This window comes from Micrococcaceae bacterium Sec5.1 (assembly GCA_039636795.1).
GTDB lineage: Bacteria > Actinomycetota > Actinomycetes > Actinomycetales > Micrococcaceae > Arthrobacter.
On record CP143430.1, the window covers coordinates 1,702,216 to 1,722,408 of the forward strand.

At 61.6% G+C, this 20,193-nt stretch carries 19 protein-coding genes; 8 read left to right on the forward strand and 11 right to left on the reverse strand.

Going from position 1 to position 20,193, the window contains the following annotated elements:
* The first annotated feature begins 50 nt into the window (after nt 1–50).
* Nucleotides 51–926 carry a CoA ester lyase gene (locus VUN82_07875; protein ID XAS73742.1) on the forward strand — a complete coding sequence of 292 codons (876 nt, stop codon included), beginning with the start codon at nt 51–53 and terminating at the stop codon, nt 924–926.
* Nucleotides 927–1,180: 254 nt separating this feature from the next.
* Here the strand turns inward: VUN82_07875 and VUN82_07880 are convergent, their stop codons facing one another.
* The 8 genes from VUN82_07880 to VUN82_07915 form a co-directional block, all read right to left on the reverse strand.
* Nucleotides 1,181–2,740 carry an IS1182 family transposase gene (locus VUN82_07880; protein ID XAS73743.1) on the reverse strand — a complete coding sequence of 520 codons (1,560 nt, stop codon included), beginning with the start codon at nt 2,738–2,740 and terminating at the stop codon, nt 1,181–1,183.
* A gap of 74 nt (nt 2,741–2,814) precedes the next feature.
* Entirely contained in the window at nt 2,815–3,918 is a 1,104-nt protein-coding gene (locus VUN82_07885) for a Gfo/Idh/MocA family oxidoreductase (protein ID XAS73744.1), read from the reverse strand.
* Nucleotides 3,903–4,604, reverse strand: a complete 702-nt coding sequence (locus VUN82_07890) for a ThuA domain-containing protein (protein ID XAS73745.1) — start codon at nt 4,602–4,604, stop codon at nt 3,903–3,905. Before VUN82_07890 ends, VUN82_07885 begins: the two co-directional genes overlap by 16 nt.
* 58 nt (nt 4,605–4,662) lie before the next feature.
* Complete coding sequence (locus VUN82_07895; protein ID XAS73746.1) at nt 4,663–5,667, reverse strand: sugar phosphate isomerase/epimerase family protein; 1,005 nt, start codon at nt 5,665–5,667, stop codon at nt 4,663–4,665.
* An 11-nt stretch (nt 5,668–5,678) separates the two neighbouring features.
* Entirely contained in the window at nt 5,679–6,872 is a 1,194-nt protein-coding gene (locus VUN82_07900) for a Gfo/Idh/MocA family oxidoreductase (protein ID XAS73747.1), read from the reverse strand.
* Between the two features lie 13 nt (nt 6,873–6,885).
* Complete coding sequence (locus VUN82_07905; GenBank protein ID XAS73748.1) at nt 6,886–7,791, reverse strand: carbohydrate ABC transporter permease; 906 nt, start codon at nt 7,789–7,791, stop codon at nt 6,886–6,888.
* A gap of 1 nt (nt 7,792) precedes the next feature.
* Nucleotides 7,793–8,722 carry a sugar ABC transporter permease gene (locus VUN82_07910; protein ID XAS73749.1) on the reverse strand — a complete coding sequence of 310 codons (930 nt, stop codon included), beginning with the start codon at nt 8,720–8,722 and terminating at the stop codon, nt 7,793–7,795.
* A complete protein-coding gene (locus VUN82_07915; protein XAS73750.1) occupies nt 8,719–10,044 on the reverse strand; it encodes an extracellular solute-binding protein in 1,326 nt (441 codons plus the stop codon). The genes VUN82_07910 and VUN82_07915 overlap by 4 nt, the downstream gene beginning before the upstream one ends.
* Nucleotides 10,045–10,293: 249 nt before the next feature.
* On the opposite strand from VUN82_07915, the gene VUN82_07920 reads away from it, so the two are divergent.
* Nucleotides 10,294–11,397 carry a substrate-binding domain-containing protein gene (locus VUN82_07920; protein XAS73751.1) on the forward strand — a complete coding sequence of 368 codons (1,104 nt, stop codon included), beginning with the start codon at nt 10,294–10,296 and terminating at the stop codon, nt 11,395–11,397.
* A gap of 2 nt (nt 11,398–11,399) precedes the next feature.
* Here the strand turns inward: VUN82_07920 and VUN82_07925 are convergent, their stop codons facing one another.
* Nucleotides 11,400–12,878 (reverse strand): lipase maturation factor family protein, encoded by a 1,479-nt coding sequence (locus tag VUN82_07925; GenBank protein XAS73752.1) that lies wholly within the window; start codon nt 12,876–12,878, stop codon nt 11,400–11,402.
* A gap of 100 nt (nt 12,879–12,978) precedes the next feature.
* On the opposite strand from VUN82_07925, the gene dxr reads away from it, so the two are divergent.
* From dxr to VUN82_07955, 6 genes are all read left to right on the forward strand, one after another.
* Nucleotides 12,979–14,163 (forward strand): 1-deoxy-D-xylulose-5-phosphate reductoisomerase, encoded by a 1,185-nt coding sequence (dxr, locus tag VUN82_07930; GenBank protein ID XAS73753.1) that lies wholly within the window; start codon nt 12,979–12,981, stop codon nt 14,161–14,163.
* Nucleotides 14,164–14,197: 34 nt separating this feature from the next.
* Nucleotides 14,198–15,529 carry a site-2 protease family protein gene (locus tag VUN82_07935; protein ID XAS73754.1) on the forward strand — a complete coding sequence of 444 codons (1,332 nt, stop codon included), beginning with the start codon at nt 14,198–14,200 and terminating at the stop codon, nt 15,527–15,529.
* An 83-nt stretch (nt 15,530–15,612) separates the two neighbouring features.
* Nucleotides 15,613–15,906 carry a YciI family protein gene (locus tag VUN82_07940; protein ID XAS73755.1) on the forward strand — a complete coding sequence of 98 codons (294 nt, stop codon included), beginning with the start codon at nt 15,613–15,615 and terminating at the stop codon, nt 15,904–15,906.
* A 49-nt stretch (nt 15,907–15,955) separates the two neighbouring features.
* Nucleotides 15,956–17,122, forward strand: coding sequence for a flavodoxin-dependent (E)-4-hydroxy-3-methylbut-2-enyl-diphosphate synthase (ispG, locus tag VUN82_07945; protein ID XAS73756.1), 1,167 nt, complete (start codon nt 15,956–15,958; stop codon nt 17,120–17,122).
* On the forward strand, nt 17,085–17,963 hold the full coding sequence (locus tag VUN82_07950) for a DUF4081 domain-containing protein (protein ID XAS74644.1): 879 nt from the start codon (nt 17,085–17,087) through the stop codon (nt 17,961–17,963). The genes ispG and VUN82_07950 overlap by 38 nt, the downstream gene beginning before the upstream one ends.
* A 122-nt stretch (nt 17,964–18,085) precedes the next feature.
* A complete protein-coding gene (locus VUN82_07955; protein ID XAS73757.1) occupies nt 18,086–18,826 on the forward strand; it encodes a hypothetical protein in 741 nt (246 codons plus the stop codon).
* Between the two features lie 7 nt (nt 18,827–18,833).
* On the opposite strand, the gene VUN82_07960 is transcribed toward VUN82_07955, so the two are convergent.
* Both VUN82_07960 and VUN82_07965 read right to left on the reverse strand, forming a co-directional pair.
* Nucleotides 18,834–19,445 (reverse strand): TetR family transcriptional regulator, encoded by a 612-nt coding sequence (locus tag VUN82_07960; protein ID XAS73758.1) that lies wholly within the window; start codon nt 19,443–19,445, stop codon nt 18,834–18,836.
* Entirely contained in the window at nt 19,442–20,185 is a 744-nt protein-coding gene (locus tag VUN82_07965) for an ABC transporter permease (GenBank protein ID XAS73759.1), read from the reverse strand. The genes VUN82_07960 and VUN82_07965 overlap by 4 nt, the downstream gene beginning before the upstream one ends.
* Nucleotides 20,186–20,193: the final 8 nt, after the last annotated feature.

Here is a 20,193-nt window from a genome sequence, read left to right on the forward strand (position 1 = left end):
CATTTGTCAGCATTCCAGCAGCCCAGCATTCCAGCAGCAAGGAACCCTTCATGCCTTCTCCCCATTCGTCCCTTCATGGCGCGGTTACACCGTTCACCATGGGGCCGGCACTCCTCTTTTGCCCCGCTGACCGGCCGGAGCGTTTCGGCAAGGCGGCGGATCGTTCGGACGCCGTGATCCTGGACCTTGAAGATGCCGTGGCTCCGGGGGACAAGCAGAGGGCCCGGGGCGCGATCCTCGCGCAGCTCGGATCCGAAGGAGACACTGCTGAGCTGGACCCGAGCCGCACGATTGTCCGCGTCAACCCAGTGGGCTCCGCGGAATTCGAGAAGGACCTGCACAGCCTGGCGCACACTCCCTACCGCACTGTCATGCTCGCCAAGGCAGAGAGTGCCGAACAGCTCAGGGCGCTTGAGGGCTACCGCGTGATCGCACTCTGTGAAACGGCCGCCGGCATCGTCAATGCTTCAGTCATCGCCGCGGAACCCAACGTGGTTGCCTTGATGTGGGGCGCCGAGGACCTGCTTGCTTCCTTGGGCGGTCTCTCCAGCAGGAACGACGACGGCGGCTACCGGGCCGTGGCCCTGCACGCACGGTCCGCTGTGCTGCTTGCCGCCAAAGCCGCTGGCAAGGAAGCCATCGACTCCGTGTATGTGAACATCCCCGATCTTCAGGGCCTGGCTGTGGAATCCCTTGACGCCGTAGCCAGCGGTTTCGGTGCCAAGGCCTGCATCCACCCGAGCCAGGTGGCAACAGTCCGTGAGGCCTACGCACCAACGCCTGAAGCCGTGACCGAGGCCGCCGAGCTCCTCGATGCGGCATCTGCGGCCGGAACGGGGGTCTTCCAGTTCAAAGGCAAGATGATCGATGGCCCCATCCTCAAACACGCGGAGGCAACACTGCGCCGGGCCCGCCACGCGAAGTAACAGTTGAACCCCATGTTGTGGAAGAACATGGGGGTCAACTGTCACCTCGGCGCGAGGCTGCAGCGCTAGGAGACTGCTGAATAAGCGGGTTGGTGGGGCGGGCGGAACGCCACCAATAGCCGTCTAGCGGCATGTTCTGGTCAGCACCCTTGGGTGCGACAACGGGGTCGTTCCGCCCGCTTGCGTTCATTCTGCCTCAGATCCGGAGCGTCATCCAGCGATTTTTTACGGATGGGTCAGGTCCTGCCGGTGGATTATCGCAGCGCCCATGATCCTTGGTTCTCTGTGAGTCCGAGGGCGAGGAGCCGTCGGAGGTTCAGTCCGGCGATCCGCAGTTGGAGCCAGGCGTTGTTCCGTTTGATGCCGCGGTGGGGAACGCGTCGGTTGCCGCGGGTGAGCCAGGCGATGGACCGCTCGACCATGGGCCGGTGCCTGCGGTAAGCGTCCCGGAAGGCCGGGTCCCCGGCGCGTTGACGGTGCTCGCGCTGCAACGCGTCGTGTTCGTGAAGTTCTATTTGGCGTCCCCGGGCTGCGCTGGTGCACCGGTGCCGGAGTGGGCAGTCGGTGCAGGCGGCACCGAACGTGACCCGCCGTTTGGCAGTGATGGTCCTGGTGAGACCGTTCGGGCAGGTCACGGTGCCGGCTGCTTCATCGACGGTGAAATCATCGAGGGTGAACCCGCCTTCAACTGCCGGGCGCAGCGGCCAGGGTTTGATCACCGGGGTATGGCCGGTGCCGGCTAGAGCGGCGAGCATTTCCCCGGAACCGTAGGCCGAGTCGGCCAGGACGTCCACGCTGGTGCCGGCGATCGTGGGATCCGCGCCGATCAGGCGGGCACCGACGGCTCCGTCGCTGTTCTCCGGTCCGGAGGCCTTGGTCAGCTCCGCGGCGGTGACCAGCCCGGTATCGGGCTCGATGACAATATGGGCCTTGAACCCGTCCTGCTGGCGGGACTGGGTCTTGTGCGCGTGCCGGGTGTCCGGGTCCACGGTGGAGATCATCCGGTCCGGTGCGACCTTCCGGGCGATACGCCACCGCCCGTCCGTGCCGTCCGAATCCTCGGCCGGTTCCACGTCCTGCCCCGCGACCAGTGCCAGCAGCGCGTACGCATCGGCGGCTTTGCCGTCCAAGGCCTCGGGATCGACCGCGGCCAGCAGCGCCAGCGCGTCGGTGACAAGCGCCGAAACCAGGCCGTCCCGGGCAGCCGGGTCATCCCACGCGATATCCGGTTTGCCGGTTCGCGTGTAGTCATACCCGTTTGCGTGGGTGCTCAGCAGTTCCTGGCCGGCAGGGACGTCACGGCCGAAGCGGCGGATCCCGGCGATCAGTTGCGTGATGGTGTCCTGCCTCGCGACCGCGTCGTCGAGGACTGTTGAATCCACAGCTCTGCGGCGCTTGCCCTTCAGGATTCCGGTTTCCGCCACGACCTCGGCGATGGCCTCCATGATCCGGTGCGGGTTCCCCGACCCGGCCAGGCGCCGCCGCCAGTACGTCAGCGTACTCGGGTGGAACGCGATATCCGTCAGCCCGTATCCGCACGCGGCTTTCCAACGCAGATCGTACGTCAAGCCCTCGGCCGTTTCCCGGTCAGAGAGCCCCTGCAATGCCTGCAACACCAGCACCGAGCCGATCACCGGCGCCGGAACCGACGGCCGGCCGCGCCGCGACGGAAAGAGATCCTCCATCATTGAATCCGGAAACAGGCGCCCCCGATGCCTGGCCAGAAAAGCGAAGACGCTGCCCGGAGTCAACAACTCTCCGGCCAGCGCCTCCACATCCAAATACCCGCGTTGCCCGTCCTCGCGTCCCTGCATAAGACCAGTCTTAACCACCAGGCCCACCAGTCCAGCCGACGCGCCCCACAACCGCCGATTACTTCAGCAGTCTCCTAGGCGCGTACCGGCGTCGAAAGTTCTGCCAGTTCCACCATGTCCGGGCGGCTTACGGTGCTCTGGATGGCTACCGAGTGTCCTGTCTTGGCTGATTCCAGCACGGACTCCATGACCTCAAGGGCATGGAACGCGAGTTGGCCGCCAGCTCGGGGCTCTTGCCCGGCCGGTGTAGCTGACAAGTCGGCGATGCCAAAGCCGCGGCCGGCGTCAACGTAACCGGCGGAGACAGGCAGCGTTTTCCACTCCTCGGCTCCCAACTCGAACAGCTGCACATCGCCGTCGAAGTGGTTGGGATCCGGAACAATGAGCGAACCCTTTTCCCCATGGATTTCGATGTTGGGGCTCTTGGTCTTGACGGCGTCGAAGCTCATGAACAGCGTCGACAAAGCGCCGGACGCGTGGACCAGGACACCCGTGACGTGGGAGTCGATCTCCACGGGCACTTTTTGCCCCTGGCGAGGACCGGAACCGATGGTGCGTTCGCTGCGGGTGTGGCTGGCCGCGCCCACCACCGACGCTACGGGGCCCAGTAACGTGACCAGTGCGGACACGTAGTAAGGGCCCATGTCCAGCAGCGGCCCGCCTCCGGGCTGGTAGTAGAAATCGGGATTCGGATGCCAACGCTCATGCCCTGCCGTAGCCATGGTGGCTGTCGCCGAAACCGGCGCGCCAATCAGGCCGTCGTCGATCGCTTTTCGGGCGGTCTGGATACCGGTGCCGAGGACTGTATCCGGAGCGCAGCCCACAATCACTCCCGCCGCGTGGGCCGCTTCGAGCACGTGCCGGGCCTCTGCCGTGGTTGCTGCCAACGGCTTCTCGCCATAAACGGACTTGCCCGCCGCGATGGCCTTGAGGGCGATCTCAGCATGCGCTGCCGGGATGGTCAGGTTGAGGACAAGTTCGACGTCGTCGGCCTCAAGCAGCTCATCCACGGACAAGGCACGGACGCCGTCGTAGGAGTCGGCAACCGCCTGGGCGCGGGCTGGATCAAGGTCCGCGACGGCTATGAGGTTGATGGAATCCAGCCGGCGGAAGTTTGTCAGGTATTGGGCGATGATGGCGCCGCAGCCAATGATTCCAACATTCAGCGGGATGCCCACAGCATGCCCCTTTCGATGATCGTGCGTACGTTGCTGTCCTGGAGGATTTCCACGCGGTGGCCGGGAGTGGAGACGAAGATTCTTCCCTTGCCCCATTGCCGGGTCCAAATGGCGGGGGAGGTGACCTCACGGTTCCACGGGTCCCATTCGCGGACTTTTTGCGTAGTGGTCGCTAGGACGTCGATGTAGTCATCGGCCAGAACCCAATACTGCTCGGTGACGAGGTCAAAGTCTCCGATTCCCTGGGTAATGGGGTGCTCGGCCGCAGCGGGAAGCATGTTCACCGTGTAGGGAACATAGTTATCTGACTGCTCGCCAATCCGTTCGTCCTCATGCTTGCCCGGGTGGCAGGCGAACTGGCCCCCGATCAAGTGCAGGTAGTCCGAAGTGTTGCGGTAGGAATCCGCGATCCCGCCGTGCCATCCGGCAAGTCCAGTGCCATTTTCGACGGCGGTGCGGAGCCCCTCGAACTCGTCTTTTTCGATGGTGGACATTGTCATACACTGCACGATGAGGTCCACCCCGGCCATGTATTCAGTGTCCGCGTAGATTTTGGGGGATTCCTCCACCCTGACCTCATAGCCGTTGGCTTTGAGGAAGGGGAGGAACAGTTCGGTCGCCTCAACCGGCTGGTGTCCGTCCCAGCCGCCTCGAACCACCAGTGCGGTCTTGCTCTTGCTTGTCATGTTTTCCTTTATATTCGTAATCGTCCGGGTGAGTCTGTTGGCTGTTCGAAAATCAGTTTCAGCGAGCGGCGAAGGCGGCATCGAAAGCTGCAGCCGGGGGACGGATAGCAGCCAGCCGGCGGACCATGTCCAACGCTTCCGGGGCGCCGATCAGCCGGTCCATGCCGGCGTCTTCCCATTCGATGCTGGTAGGTCCGGTATATCCGATCGCGTTGAGCATCCGGAAAATGGGTTCCCAGTTCACGTCTCCATGGCCTGCGGTGACGAAGTCCCAGCCACGGCGGGGATCCGCCCACGGTAGGTGGGATCCAAGACGACCGTTGCGTCCATTGAGCTGGCGCACGGATTCCTTCACATGGACATGGAAGATCTTGTCCGCGAAGTCCTGGAGGAACATCACGGGGTCAAGGTCTTGCCAGATGAAGTGGGAGGGGTCAAAGTTCAGGCCAAAACTGTCCCTGTGCCCGATCGCTTCCAGTGTGCGTTTGGCAGTCCAGTAGTCGTAGGCGATTTCCGACGGATGGACTTCCAAGGCAAAACGGACTCCTACCTCGTCAAAGACATCCAGAATGGGGTTCCAACGGTCTGCGAAGTCCTGGTAGCCGCGCTCGATCATGCCTTCTGAAGCCGGCGGGAACATCGCAACGCACTTCCAGATGGACGAGCCCGTGAACCCCGTGACGGTCTTGACCCCAAGCCTTGCCGCCGCACGTGCCGTGGTCTTCATTGCTTCGGCGGCCCGCTGACGGACGCCCTCAGGATCGCCGTCGCCCCACACGTTTGGTGCCAGGATGTCCCGGTGACGTTCATCGATGGGGTCATCGCACACTGCCTGTCCAGTCAGGTGGTTGGCGATCGCATGGACCGAGAGGTGGTGCTTCTCCAGGATGTCCAGCTTGCTTTGAAGATACGAGTCGTCCTCGACGATGCGCCGGGGGTCCAGATGATCGCCCCAGCAGGCAATCTCCAAGCCGTCAAAGCCCCACTCGCCAGCCAGCCGGGCTACTTCCTCAAACGGCAGGTCGGCCCATTGGCCGGTAAAAAGGGTGATGGGTCGGGTCATGTTCATTCCTCTCAGACGTTCTGCCAGCGGCTCGCGTTGCCCGCGCTCGCCTCAACCGCGGCCAGCACCTTTTGAACCTGCAAGGCATCAGAGAACGACGGCGTGGGCTGCTCCCCGGCGCCGATGGCATTCACCAGGTCCACCACCTGGTGGGTGAATCCGTGCTCGTAACCAAGGCCGTGCCCGGTGGGCCACCAATTGCCCGTGTAGGGGTGGGACGGTTCGGTGACAATGATCTTGCGGAATCCGGCGTCAGGTTCCAGCGCCGAATCGTAGACCTGAAGCGAGTTCATGTCCTCGAAGTCGAAAGCCAGCGAGCCCTTGGTCCCGTTGAGCTCCAGGCGCATGGCATTCTTGCGGCCCAAGGCAAAACGAGTTGCTTCGAAGATGCCGATGGTGGCGCCAGCACCGTCGTCGTGCTTTCCGGCAAACCGGGCGGTGAACAGCGCGGCGTCGTCCACCGTGACCGGCCCCTTGGGGGCGTCCGTCCCGCCGCGACCTCCGAGGCCCACGTAATCTCCACCCACAGGGCGTTCCTTCACGAAGGTCTCCAGCAGCGCCGAAACGCCGGTGATGGTGGAGCCTGTGATCCACTGTGCGGCGTCGATGCTGTGGGCGCCGATATCGCCGAGTGAACCGGAGCCGGATTTGGACTTGTCCAGGCGCCACGTCAGCGGCGCATCCGCGTCACTGAGCCAGTCCTGCAGGTATTGCGCCCGGACGTGGCGGATGTCGCCCAGGCGCCCTTCCTCCATCATCCGCTTTGCCAATGCCAAGGCCGGAGTGCGCCGGTAACTGAAGCCGCACATGGACAGTACGCCGCGCTCGGCTGCCGCCTGGGCAACCGCTGTCATTTTCTCCGCCTCTTCCACTGAATTGGCCAGTGGCTTTTCGCAGAGCACGTGCTTGCCCGCTTCCAAGGCGGCCATAGCGATCTCGGCGTGCGTGTTTCCTGGGGTGCAGATATCGATGAGGTCAATGTCATCGCGTTCGATCAGTCGGTGCCAGTCCGTTTCCACCGAATCCCAACCGTACTTGGCGGCGGCCGCACGCACGCCGTCCGGGTTGCGGCCGGCGACGGCGGTCAGTTCGGGTATCAGGGGGAGGTCGAAGAATCGCGGCGCTGTCCGCCAGGCGTGCGAGTGGGCAGCGCCCATGAAGGCATAGCCCACCATGCCCACGCGGAGGCGTTTGGGTTCTGACATGTGAAGGTCCTTTCTACTTGCTGAAGCCTGCGGTAAGACCACTGACCAGCTGGCGGCGTCCGAGGACGTAAATCACCAGGATCGGCAGGGTGCTCAGGACGACGGAGGCAAGCACAGCGGGGATGTTGACGCTGAACTCGCCTTGGAAAGTCCACAGTCCCAAGGGGAGGACACGGAGTCCAGGGCTTTGGGTGAGTACCAGCGGCAACAGGAATCCGTTCCAGACATGCAAGCCGTTGTAAATTGCCACGGTTACTATCGCCGGGCGGGTCAAGGGCAGCGCCAGCCTCCACATCGTTTGCCAATCGCTGCAGCCATCCAGGCGCATTGACTCGAACAATTCGTTCGGCACATCGCGGATGAAGTTGGACAGGATCAGCACCGTCAAAGGAATGGCGAATGCAACGGAGGGAAGCATGATGGCAAGGAGGCTGTCATACAGGTTCAGCCGGATGATCATCAAGTAGATCGGGATGATGGTTGCCTGGAGCGGAATCGCCAAGCCCATGAGGAACATGCCGTTGACGAACTTCAGGTATCGGCCGCGACCACGAACTATCGCGAAGGCTGCCATGAAGGAGATCAGAACCGTGGGGATCACGGAGCCGAGTGTGACGATCACGCTGTTCATGAAATACGTGGTGAAGTTGGCCTCGAGAACCAGCTTGTAGTTCTCCAAAGTAGGCGCCGCCGGGAGGGCCAACGGATTCTGCCCAAAGTACCCTTCGGAGGTCTTCAGGCTGGTGATGACGATGTAGTAGATCGGCACAATGATGATGGCCAGCCATATCCAACCGCCAAGGCCTCCGGGAATGTTCAGCCGCCTGACCCGTGAACCGAGGCTCTGTTTGGCCTTGATGGAGTGGCCTGGGGGAGTGGCTGGAGCGGTTTTCGAATCGCTGCGAAGGACAGTGCTCACCTTACAAACCTTCCAATTGGCTGCCCTGCTTGTCCTTGCCTCCAAGGCGCTGGAGGAACAAGGCAAGGACAAGGCCGATGACGACGAGGATGACTGCAATGACACTTGCCGGGCCCATCAGGTTGGCCCGGAAGCCGCGCAAGTACATGTCCAGCGCCAGGATGCGGGTGGAGTTACCCGGCCCGCCACCAGTCAGGACGAAGATGAGGTCGAAGTACGTCAGCGATCCTACGACCATCAGGGTGGATGAGGTGATGATGGTGTATTTCAGCTGGGGAAGCGTGATGTGGAAGAACTGCTTAATGATTCCCGCACCATCGATCTGTGCTGCCTCGTACAGGGACTTGGGGATTTGCCGGACACCACCTTGGTAGATGAGTGTGTGGAAGGGCACGAACTGCCAGGCGATCACAAAGATGACCAAGCCCAATGCCAACTGCGGGACGCCCAGCCAGTCCTGGGCCAGGAAAGGCAAACCCAATCCCATGGCCAGCCCAAAGTTAGGGTCCAACAGTGCTTTGTACGCGATGGCAACTGCCGCGGAGGAGAGCAGAAGCGGCAAGAAGTACAACACCGCCAAGGCAGCCCTGTAACGCTGTGTGCCGGCCGTGAAGACTCCCAGCAGAAGGCTGATAGGCGTCTGGACCAGCCAGGAGACAATCATGATCAGGAAGGTCAGGCCCAGGGCGTTGTACAGTCCGGGGTCGCTGAGAACTGAGGACCAGTTCTCCAGGCCGGCTGCTCCAATGGCGCCGATGCCGTCCCAGTTGGCGAAGCTCAGAACCAGGACACCTACCAGCGGCGCAAGCGCGAACACCACGAAGAAGATCAAAGCCGGGACCGTCAGCCACGCAAGCGCAGATTTTTGCTGCCCGGTCTGCTCGATTTTCCGCGGTGCAGCGGCAGCCCTGTGAGTCGTTGTTGAACTCATTTGCCCAGGGTGGCATTCATGTTCTCGGCGAACTGCTGTGGCGTGATCGACTTGAGGAAGAGTTGGTCGATGTTGTTAAGCAGGGCCTCCGCCGCAGTCGGGCTTAGGGCTTGATCCCATGACTGCTGGAAGTTCGGGGCATTTTTGGCCAGGTCGTACACGAAGTTCAGGAAGTCCTTGTCCGGGGACGTTGCGAGCTTGTCTTCAATTCCGTTGACGATCGGGACCGAACCGGAGTTGATGTAGGCGTCAATGACCGTGTCTGTCATGATGCCCTCCTTGAAGAACTTCTTCGCCGTTTCCTTTTCTTTGTCGGTGGCCTTGGCCGAAATCGACATGTACTGGGCTGGGTTGCCTACGCCATTCTTAGGATCTCCCTTGCCTCCCGCGACTGTCGGGAAGGTGACGAAGCCCAGTTTTCCGTCCTGGACGAAGTTCTGGCCTTCCTTCTTCATGGGTCCGTACGTCCAGGAACCTTGAAGCAACATTGCTGCTTTGCCCGTGAACAACAGCGCCTGATCCGCCTTCGAATCTGCCGTGATGGAGGAGAAGCCCTTGATGAAGCCATCGGCGGACACCAGTTCCTGGATCTTGGTACCCGTTTCAATCACTGCAGGATCCATCCAAGCATTGGGCTTGCCCTCGAAGATCGCCTTGAATACCTCGGCGCCTCCGATGCGGTCCAGCAAGTACTCCAACCACATCATGGAGGTCCAGCGGGATTGACCGCCCAAGGAGAATGGGGCTACGCCCATGTCGTTGAAGGTCTTTACCAGCGACATGACGTCGTCCCAGGTCTTGGGTGGCTGCACCCCCGCCTTCTCAAAGAGCTCCTTGTTGTAGAACAGCACCACTGGGGCCACGTACTGGTTGGGGAGGGCATAGATCTTGCCGTTGACGGTAGCCGCACCGAAGGAAGCGGGGAAGAACTTGTTTTTCAGATCCGGGTTGGCCTCGAACCAGCTGGTCAGGTCCTCCACCTGATTGGCCTCGGCGTAGGTCTTCAACGTCCCGCCACCCCATCCATAGACAATGGTGGGGGCCTGGCCGGCGCCGATCGCGGTTTTGATCTTCGTCTTGTAAGCATCGTTCTGGAAGTACGTCACAGCGATCTTGTTATCGGGGTTCGACGAACCAAAAGCATCGACGGCTTTCTGGATGGTGGTCTGGTTCGGCTCGCCGGAGAGGAACCACATGCTGGCGCCTCCTCCGCTCGCGCTGCCCGGTCCGGACGTACCGCAGGCACTGGTTGCCATGACTGCGAATGGCGTAACAGCCGCTAGAGCCAGAAAAGAACGCCGTGATGATTGGAACTGCTTCATTGCTTCTCCATGTGTAGTCGCCTCGTTGGGCACGTTGCGGTGCCCATCTCCCAAAGGAGTGACCATCTCCCGAAAAATACCGAAATATTTCGCGAATGCGGTTTAGGTCACGGTCTAAACTAAAGTGCATTCCATCACACGTCAAGGTTTACTTTTCGCTGCTTGAGCTGCTGTGGGCGCCTTCTTGAGCTTTCCCTCGGCATCCCGCATACTCGAAACAAGCCGAAATATTTCGAAAGCAGGGGGATTATGGAACGCGAGCTGCGTCCGCTCAAGCTCACACTGGCTGCCGTGGCCAAAGAGGTGGGTGTCTCAGCGCCTACGGTTTCCAAGGTGGTGAACGGCAGGGAGGACGTGGCCGAGGAAACCCGGGCGCGCGTGCTGGCGGCCTTGCAGCGAACCGGATACAAATCGCCGCTCCAACGCAAAAGCCTTCCCGCCCGGCAGTCAGTTGAGGTGGTTTTCGACTCCCTGAACTCGGCCTACTCCGTGGAAGTCCTCAACGGCGTGATGGAGCATGCGGCGGTCTCGGACATGGAGGTCATCCTCTCGGTCACCAGCAGGCAAACAGCGTCACCTTTGGGACCGGAGGAGCGGGCTCAACGCATCATCGACGAAGGACGCAGCGGAATGATCGTGGTCACTTCCGCCTTTGGCTCGGCACAGTTGGAAGCCTTCCAACGACGCCGGATCCCCATCGTGGTGGTGGACCCCCTCAACCCGCCGCCGGCAGAGGTGTTCAGCGTGGGTGCCAGCAACTGGGCCGGCGGCAAGGCCGCAGCGACGCACCTGCTCGAGTTGGGACACCGCAAGATTGCCTACATAGGCGGTCCTGCCACGGCGGAATGCAGCCAGGCGCGGCTCCACGGCTATATGGCCGCACTCATGGCGGAGGGCATCGCTGTGGACGACGACTATGTCTCCGCGGGCCCCTTTCGGCCCGAGAATGGTGTGAGAGGCATGAAGGCCCTGCTGGCACTTGAAGATCCGCCCACGGCAATATTCGCTGGAAGCGACAGCATCGCGTTGGGTGTCCTGGCAGAAGCGCGAAGGCAGGACATCCGGATTCCGAAGGACATGAGCCTGGTCGGTTTCGACGGCACCCATCAGGCGGAAGAATCCGTTCCACCCCTGACCTCCGTCTCACAGCCACTACAGGAAATGGGCCGTTCGGCCCTGCGGTTCATCCTGCGCCAGGTCCATGGCGAAGATATCGATTCCCGAAGGGTGGAGCTGGCTACGCACTTGGTGGTCCGTGAGTCCACGGCGCCGCCGCCCGCATCCAAGGTCAAACCTGCGTCCAAGGCCAAGCCTGCATCTAAGGCCCAGTCCGCCCGCGGCAAAGTCGGATAACGCTAAAGAAGCCGCCGCCGTCGAGGCGTAAGAGAGACGGGCGGAATGGCGTCATACAGCAGCACCCGCACCCAACGCTCACCCGTCTCACGGAACTCCGCACGGCTGGCGAAACGGTAAAGATAGCTGCGCGCACGTACCCAACGCGGCCGTTCGCCGTCGAACGGGTCATGGCGAAGCAGCCCAAGCGTGGTCTCGTCTGCCTCCAACAGCTTCTCCAGGAAGGCATAGAACCAACCCTCGTGGACGGTCCGCAGCGGCAGGAACCACATGAGCCAATCCAGCCTGAGGTGATACGGCGCCCATTGCCGTGGCAGACGGCGGAGGTCGCCGGGTTTGCCTTTGAAGCCGTACTCCAGCCATTGGTCGTCAGCTGCATCGGGCTCTTCAGCCATGGTGCCTTCGACGACGATCTCGATCCGCTGCTTCGTCACCGTACCGAACGCACCATAGGCATTGACCAGGCGCCAGCGGTTGAAGCTCGCATTCATGAGTTGCTGGCGCGAGAAGAGGTTCAGGAGCGGCCGGTAACTGAGGACCAGCAACAGGACCGTCACGGCAAGTACGACGACGAGCCACCACAGCGGTGTTTCGGCACCCGGGTGCCACTCGAGCGGAATGACGGGAAGAACAGCATGCGGCACCGGATCACTCACTGCAGCGAAGGCGAGAACGATTGCCATCCAGTTCAGCCAGGCAAAATTACCGCTGCCCACCAACCAAAGCTGCGTCACAATGATGATTCCTGCCGCGATACTGGCCAGCGGTTGGGGCGCGAACAGGAAGAACGGAACCACCAACTGCGCGAAGTGGTTTCCCACCACTTCCACCTTGTGCAGAGGACGGGGGAGGAGATGGAACTGCCGGCTCAGCGGTCCGGGCATCGGCTGCGTCTCGTGGTGGTAGAACATCGCCGAAAGGTCGCGCCACTCACGCCCGCCCCTGATTTTGATCATTCCCGCGCCGAACTCAAGCCGGAACACCAGCCACACAATCAGGATCAGGATGGTAGTGGGCGGCGGAACCTGGTCCGAGCCAAGGAACGCTACGGTGAAACCGGCCTCCAGCAGCAGGATCTCCCAGCCAAAGCCATAGAACGTCTGGCCCACATTGACGATCGACATGTACAGGAACCAGAGGGCGAGGAACGCCACCATCGGCAGCCACGGTGGTCCCAACTGCGGCAAGCCCAACACCAGCAAGGCGGACACCGCGATGCCCACCCAACAGACTGCACGCAGCAAGGCATCCGAGTAACGCCACTGAAAGAGAGTGGGCCGGGCCAGACGCCGCGCCATCTCAAGAAACGAAGGTACGGGAAGCAAGCCACGCTCGCCAAGAAGGGCCGGAAACTGGTTCATGGTGGAGAGGAACGCAACCAGATAGAGGGCGGCCGTACCGCGTTGCAATACCTGCCGCGCGAATTCGTAGTTCCGCGCGTCAAACCAATCCTGCGCATCAAACCAGGCCAGCCACTCCACAATTCCACGTTACGCGCGGGAAAGAAGTGGTCAAGCAGGGTTTTCCACTTACCCGGGTGCTACGTTCGCACGCTTCTGCGGCTGCTGGGATACTTAAGCAATGCAGCCGCGCAAGATCGTCATCCTCGGGTCCACGGGTTCCATCGGCACACAGGCGATTGACGTCGTCGACGGCGCCCCGCACCTTTTCGAAGTGGTGGCACTGAGCGCCGGCGGCGGAAACCTCGAACTGCTCGCCCAGCAGGCTGTCCACACGCGGGCGCAGGCTGTAGGCATTGCCTACGGCGATCCGGAAGCACTACAGAACTTGATTGACGCCGCGGCAGCCCGAAGCGGCTTGCGTAGCTTTGCTCCGGAAATTTTCGTTGGTCCGGACGCGTCCACCCGTATCGCGGAAGTCGAATGCGACGTCGTTCTCAACGGCATCACCGGCTCCATTGGACTGGCGCCCACCCTGGCCGCGCTCGCATCCGGTGCCACCTTGGCGCTCGCCAACAAGGAGTCGCTGATTGTCGGTGGTGCCCTGGTGAAAGCGGCCGCAGCCCCTGGCCAGATCGTGCCTGTTGATTCCGAACATTCAGCCATCGCCCAGTGCCTGCGTTCGGGTACTGATCAGGAGGTGGAGAAATTGATTCTCACGGCCTCCGGCGGTCCTTTCCGCGGCCGCAGCCGTGCGCAGCTTCACGATGTCACACCCGCCGAGGCTCTGGCGCATCCCACCTGGGATATGGGCCTCATGGTCACCACCAACTCGGCGAGCCTCGTTAACAAGGGCCTGGAAGTGATCGAGGCACATCTGCTGTTCGATGTACCCCTGGACAGGATCGACGTCGTGGTCCATCCACAGTCGGTGGTCCACTCCATGGTTCAGTTCGTGGATGGGTCCATCATCGCCCAGGCGTCGCCGCCTGACATGCGGCTTCCCATTGCCTTGGGACTGGGTTGGCCTGGGAGGGTTCCAAGGGCTGCCCAACCATGTGACTGGACCCAAGCCACAAGTTGGACATTCGAACCACTGGACTCGGTTGCGTTTCCGGCAGTGGAGCTCGCCAAGGAGGCCGCGAAGCAGGGCAGCACCTACCCTGCCGTCTTCAACGCGACCAACGAGGAAGCCGTGGAGGCTTTCCACGCGGGCCGCATCCGCTTTACGGACATCGTTGACACGGTGGAGTCCGTCCTCAGCGAACATTCAGGTTCTTCGGAGCTTACGGTGGAGTCCGTGCTGGATGCTGAGAGTTGGGCACGCACGCGCACCCATGATCGTTTAGCCAACAGCGCCGTATAAACAAAGAACCCCCTATGGAAGCAGTCCCGTCGGTATGAGTCCCGTCCTTCTTTTCATCCTTGGAGTCGTCTTCGTCGCCCTCGGCGTCGCAGTATCCATCGCTTTGCACGAGGTTGGCCACCTGGTCCCCGCGAAGCTCTTTAAAGTGCGCGTGACCAAGTACATGATTGGCTTCGGGCCCACCTTGTGGTCCAAGAAGAAGGGTGAAACGGAGTACGGCTTCAAGGCGCTTCCCTTGGGTGGCTACGTGGCCATGATTGGCATGTATCCGCCCAACAAAGAAGATGGCGGGGTGCGTCCGTCCAGCACGGGCATGTTCCAGACTCTTGCCAGTGAGGCCCGTTCGGTCGCGCATGAAGAAGTGGGCCCGGGGGATGAAGGCAGGGTCTTTTACAAGCTGCCGGTCTGGAAGAAAATCATCATCATGCTCGGCGGACCGGCCATGAACATGCTCATCGGTTTGGTCCTCCTGGCCGTCCTGCTCATGGGTTTTGGCGTTGCCACGGCCACCACCACCATCGCGGACGTCTCAAAATGCCAGGTGGCTGCCGGCAAAACGGTGGACCCGGATTCGGCGGACTGCAAGCCAACACCCGCGGCGGCCGCCGGGCTGCAGCCGAACGACACCGTCAAGACTTTCGACGGCAAAGCCGTCACCAGCTGGGATGAACTCACCGGCTGGATCCGGGCCTCGGCGGGCCGGGAAGTACCCATCACCGTAGAACGCAACGGCTCGGAAGTTTCCACCACCGTTACTCCAGTCTTGTCCTCGCGGCCGGTTGTCGGTGCCGATGGACGCCAGGAGCAGGATGCCAACGGCGTGCTGAAGTACCAGGAGGTTGGCTTCCTGGGAATCGGCGCGCAGAGCGCCTTGGTTCCCCAGCCGGCGTCGTCCGTCCTTCCCATGGCAGGGGAGAATATTAAGCAGATTTCCGGAGTAATACTTAACCTGCCTGCCCGTGTGGTTGGGGTGGCGAAGGCCGCCTTCAGCGAGGAACCCCGTGATCCCAACGGCCCCATCAGTGTGGTTGGCGTCGGTCGGGTGGCCGGGGAAGTTGCTGCCATGGAAGAGGTACCGCTCCAGGCACGCATTGGAACGTTGGTAGGGCTGCTTGCCGGCCTGAACTTCGCGCTGGCCATCTTCAACCTTGTACCCCTGCTGCCCCTCGACGGCGGCCATGTGGCGGGCGCCCTGTATGAGGGGGCCCGGCGCCAGGTGGCAAGGCTGAGGGGAAAGCCGGATCCAGGTGCTTTCGATATCGCAAAGCTGCTTCCCGCTACATATGTGGTGGCAGCGCTGCTGATGGCCATGGGCGCGCTCCTGATTTACGCGGACATCGTCAAGCCGGTGAATATCTTTGGCTGAAACCCCTGACCGGGACCCGGGGCCTGCAGAGTGAGCTGCAATGGATGGCGGATCATCGCTACGCGTCGGGATAGGCTAGTTTCATGACTGTTTTCGCTGTTGAGTATGTATACGTCGCCGAATCCGGCGCCCTCCGCGACGAAGCCCGCCCGTCGCACCGCGCCTGGCTGGGCAACCTCGCAGAGGACGGCACGCTGCTTGCGAGCGGACCCTACGGTGATGGTGCCGGCGCACTGCTCATCTTCAAATCAGCAGATGAAGCCGAACTCAATGACCTCCTGAAGCAGGATCCGTTCGCCGAAGCCGGCGTCATAGCCGGCATCCGCACCACGGAATGGGACCCCATTATCGGCGTCCTGGCTGCCCACGCATCCTAGCTCCGGCGTCCTCCACCACAACGATCCACCCCAAACCCAAGGAGTCCACGTGACCTCGGTCAGCCTGGGAATGCCAGCAGCCCCACCCCCCGTCCTTGCCCCGCGCCGTAAGACGCGGCAGATCAAGGTTGGATCCGTTGGCGTTGGCTCCGATTCACCTATCAGCGTGCAGTCCATGACTACCACGCCCACCACGGATATCAACGCCACGCTTCAACAGATCGCCGAACTGACGGCCTCCGGCTGCGACATCGTCCGCGTTGCCTGCCCGTCAGCGGACGACGCCGAGGCGTTGCCGATCATCGCCCGGAAATCCCAGATCCCCGTGATCGCCGATATCCACTTCCAGCCGAAGTACGTTTTCGCGGCCATTGAAGCAGGATGCGCAGCGGTCCGTGTGAACCCCGGCAATATCCGGAAGTTCGATGACCAGGTCAAGGAAATTGCCGCGGCCGCGAAGGACCATGGGACGTCTATCCGCATTGGCGTCAACGCTGGTTCCCTGGAGCCGGGCATCATGAAGAAGTACGGCAAGGCCACCCCTGAAGCGCTGGTGGAGTCCGCTGTCTGGGAGGCCTCGCTCTTCGAAGAGCACGGTTTCCACGACTTCAAGATCTCCGTGAAGCACAACGACCCCGTCATCATGGTTGCTGCCTACGAGATGCTCGCCGAAAAGGGCGACTGGCCCCTGCACCTTGGCGTAACCGAAGCCGGTCCGGCGTTCCAGGGAACCATCAAGTCCGCGACTGCTTTCGGGGCACTGCTGTCCCGCGGAATCGGTGACACCATCCGCGTTTCCCTCTCGGCGCCGCCCGTGGAGGAAATCAAGGTAGGCAACCAGATCCTGCAGTCATTGAACCTGCGCCCGCGCAAGCTTGAGATTGTGTCCTGCCCGTCCTGTGGCCGCGCCCAGGTGGACGTGTACACGTTGGCTGAGCAGGTAACCGCCGGCCTTGAGGGGATGGAAATCCCCCTCCGCGTGGCCGTCATGGGCTGTGTAGTCAACGGCCCGGGTGAAGCCCGCGAAGCGGACCTCGGTGTAGCCTCCGGAAACGGCAAAGGCCAGATTTTCGTGAAGGGCGAAGTCATCAAGACAGTGCCTGAAAGCGAAATTGTTGAGACACTGATCGAAGAGGCCATGCGTATCGCTGAAGAGATGGGGGAGGCCGATGGCGAAGATGCTGTCAAGGGTAGCCCCGTGGTTAGCGTCTCGTAACGAGACAGGCCTGGGGGTTAGGGTGCTCGGCAGTGCCGACACCTTGGCCCTTCGCGCGCTTGCGAGCGAAGATCCCGTTGCCAACGTCTTCATCCTGGCGCACCTGGACAGCGTAGGATCGGCCGCGCCCACCAGCGGCGGCGCCAGCGTCTTTGGCGTGTTCGACGACGACACCCTCCTTGGAGCTTGTTGGGCGGGAGCCAACCTGGTACCGGTGCAACTCGATCCCGGGCTTACCGGATATGTAGCTACGGCGGCCCACCAATCCGGCAGGCGATACGCCTCCATCTTTGGGCCAGCAGAAACGGTGCTGGCCCTCTACTCCCGCTTTGAGCAGTTGGGCCACTTCGCGCACGAAGTCCGCTCCAGGCAGCCCCTTTTGACCATTTCCGGTGGACCGGCCATCGAAGCCAATCCTTTGCTGACCTTCGGCACCATGGCGGACTTCGAACGCATCCTGCCCGCCTGCGCCGCCATGTTCGAAGAAGAAGTTGGCTACTCGCCGTTCCTGGGCGGCCAGGACTTCTACAGCAGGCGCGTTGCCGGGCTTATCCGCCAAGGGCATTCGCTGGTCCACATCGACGCTGCCGGGACCGTTGTTTTCAAAGCAGAGTTGGGTGCAGTTACCCAGGACGTCACGCAGGTCCAAGGCGTATGGATGAATCCGGAGATGCGTGGGCACCACCAGAGCGCTGGCTACATGGCCGCCGTCGTAAATCTCTCACGTACCTTTGCGCCCGTAACGAGCCTGTACGTCAATGACTACAACGCCAAGGCCCGGGCCACCTACGAAAGAGTCGGCTTCGAGCAAGTCGGCACGTTCGCAACAGTCCTCTTCTAGCCCAAGTAAGTAGCAGTTAACGCCGTTTTGGGGGCTCTAAACGGCATCAGCTGCTACTTACTTGTAGTCTGTACTCGACTGACGCCAGTCAGCTCTTCACTCAACCTTTTGTCGGGGAACAAATGAATAAGAATGCGCTGCGCGGATTGTTCGTGTCAGGACTGTTGGTCATGGGCCTTACAGCCTGTGGCGGTGCCGGAACCAGCACGGAGGCTGCTTCCGCACCCGCAAGCGGGACGACGACTCAGACCTCCACACCGACGCCTGCAGAGGTGAAAAATTACACGGTGGAGGAGCTGACCTCCATTGTTGGTCAGATCCAGGACAAGCACGGAACCAAGCTCAGCGTTACTTCCAGTGCAGATATCAGTGGCTCCCAGGACCAGATGAAAGCTCTGTGGGCACAGATGCAGGTTGAACCCGCGGAGTGCAAGGATTTGGCCATGGGCTCGATGGCCCAGCCAACTACGGGCATAGTAGCCGCGGTTGGCGTTAGCCAGGATCTTGCTGCCGGTACCGTGAGCAGTATTTCCCTGGGGACCGGTCTGACTCCGGAGGCCCTCGAGAAGGCAGAGAAGAGCGTTGACGAACTGGCCACGTGTCAAAACATGACCCTGACAACTCCAAATGGAACCACCACATTGCAGCTGACTGACTTGGGTAATCGGAAGCCCGTCGGTTCGCTCTATGCAACTCGAATGGACAGCAAATTGCCGGATGGTCGGACACAGTCGATGTTGATGTCGCAGGCTACTAAGCAGGGTGTGGTCATCGCAGCGATAGCCGTCGGGGGCAAGACAGAAGACGAAGCCTTGGCAACTGTCACCACTCTTATGGACCAAGCTGCGGCGCTCATCAAATAGCTGCTACTTACTTGGGGGAGTCCAGGTTCCCGGTGAGATACCGCTGGATGGTCGGTGCCATCAGGCTCACTACCTCCTCCTGATCAGCACTCGCCAGCGGTTCGAGCCGGATTACGTAGCGGAGCAGCATCAGTCCAACCACTTGTGTCGCCACCAGATTGCCGCGCAGCCGGACTTCCTCAGCAGGACCCTCCACGCCCACCATGACCCGGGACAGGATGGTCCGGCTCACCGTCTCCCGCAGCAGTGCCGTTTTGGCCTTCGATCCGATGGTTCCCCGGACGAATGCCACCAGGCCGGGCTGCGCCGGGCTCTCCCATAACCGCACTACCGCACGGACCAGTGCTTCAGCCCTCGCCTCCGGTTCCAGGGTTTCAACCCCGGCCAGTACCTCTTCAGGATCGGCAGGTAACTCCACACTGGAAGCGAACAACTCGTCTTTGCCTTTGAAGAAGTGGTGCACCATGGCCGGATCCACTGAAGCTTCCCGTGCCACTTGTCGAAGACTGGTGCCGTCGAACCCTTGCTCCGCGAACAACTTCCGGGCCGCCACCAGAATGGCTTCGCGCGAATGATCGCTCCCGCTTCGACGGCCGCGGCGCAGGGGCTCCAGGCTCATGACGTCTGCCGCCTCAGGGTCAATGAGGCAAGGACAAGGACTCCGACAACGATTCCGCCCATCACCATGGTGTCCTGCCACATGGTTTCAGTTGCGTCGATGTTCCCTGCGATCTCCTGAAGGGCGTCAACAGAAAAGGTCAGGGGAAGGACTCCGGAGATGGCCTCGAGGACGTCGTTCATCTGCTCCCGGGCCACGAAGAGTCCGCAGAGCAGGATCTGGGGCACCACCACTACCGGCATGAACTGCACAGCCTGGAACTCGGTGCGTGCAAAGGCCGAACACAGCAGCCCCAGGGCCACTCCAAGGACAGCGTTGATGACCGCGATCAGCACGACGAACCCGGGACTGCCCTTGATGTCCAGATCGAAGATCCAGTACGCAACAGCTGTAGCCACGAGGGATTGCAGCGCGGCCATGATGGAGAAGGCAATGGCGTAGCCGAACAAGAGGTCCGCTTTATGGATGGGTGTGGTGAGGAGCCGCTCCAGGGTCCCGGAGGTTCGTTCCCGCAGCATGGTGATGGACGTGACCAGGAACATGACGACGAATGGGAAGATCGCCAGCATCATCAGGCCAACGCGGTCGAAGGTGCGCGGAAAGCCCGGGGGCAGTGTTTCGTTCTCGAAAAGATAATAGACGGCTGTGAGCAGCAGCGCCGGAACCACCATAATGAGCGCCACGCTGCGGTGATCGTGCCGCAATTGACCCAGGACCCGGGCGGTGGTTGCAAGGGTCATGCGAAGAT

Excerpts from the sequence above, each read along its gene's own strand:
- VUN82_07875 (XAS73742.1), top strand. The coding sequence starts at position 51 with ATGCCTTCTCCCCATTCGTCCCTTCATGGCGCGGTTACACCGTTCACC.
- VUN82_07880 (XAS73743.1), bottom strand. The coding sequence starts at position 2,740 with ATGCAGGGACGCGAGGACGGGCAACGCGGGTATTTGGATGTGGAGGCG.
- VUN82_07890 (XAS73745.1), bottom strand. The coding sequence starts at position 4,604 with ATGACAAGCAAGAGCAAGACCGCACTGGTGGTTCGAGGCGGCTGGGAC.
- VUN82_07895 (XAS73746.1), bottom strand. The coding sequence starts at position 5,667 with ATGACCCGACCCATCACCCTTTTTACCGGCCAATGGGCCGACCTGCCG.
- VUN82_07900 (XAS73747.1), bottom strand. The coding sequence starts at position 6,872 with ATGTCAGAACCCAAACGCCTCCGCGTGGGCATGGTGGGCTATGCCTTC.
- VUN82_07910 (XAS73749.1), bottom strand. The coding sequence starts at position 8,722 with ATGAGTTCAACAACGACTCACAGGGCTGCCGCTGCACCGCGGAAAATC.
- VUN82_07915 (XAS73750.1), bottom strand. The coding sequence starts at position 10,044 with ATGAAGCAGTTCCAATCATCACGGCGTTCTTTTCTGGCTCTAGCGGCT.
- VUN82_07920 (XAS73751.1), top strand. The coding sequence starts at position 10,294 with ATGGAACGCGAGCTGCGTCCGCTCAAGCTCACACTGGCTGCCGTGGCC.
- dxr (XAS73753.1), top strand. The coding sequence starts at position 12,979 with ATGCAGCCGCGCAAGATCGTCATCCTCGGGTCCACGGGTTCCATCGGC.
- VUN82_07935 (XAS73754.1), top strand. The coding sequence starts at position 14,198 with ATGAGTCCCGTCCTTCTTTTCATCCTTGGAGTCGTCTTCGTCGCCCTC.
- VUN82_07940 (XAS73755.1), top strand. The coding sequence starts at position 15,613 with ATGACTGTTTTCGCTGTTGAGTATGTATACGTCGCCGAATCCGGCGCC.
- VUN82_07950 (XAS74644.1), top strand. The coding sequence starts at position 17,085 with ATGCTGTCAAGGGTAGCCCCGTGGTTAGCGTCTCGTAACGAGACAGGC.
- VUN82_07955 (XAS73757.1), top strand. The coding sequence starts at position 18,086 with ATGAATAAGAATGCGCTGCGCGGATTGTTCGTGTCAGGACTGTTGGTC.
- VUN82_07960 (XAS73758.1), bottom strand. The coding sequence starts at position 19,445 with ATGAGCCTGGAGCCCCTGCGCCGCGGCCGTCGAAGCGGGAGCGATCAT.
- VUN82_07965 (XAS73759.1), bottom strand. The coding sequence starts at position 20,185 with ATGACCCTTGCAACCACCGCCCGGGTCCTGGGTCAATTGCGGCACGAT.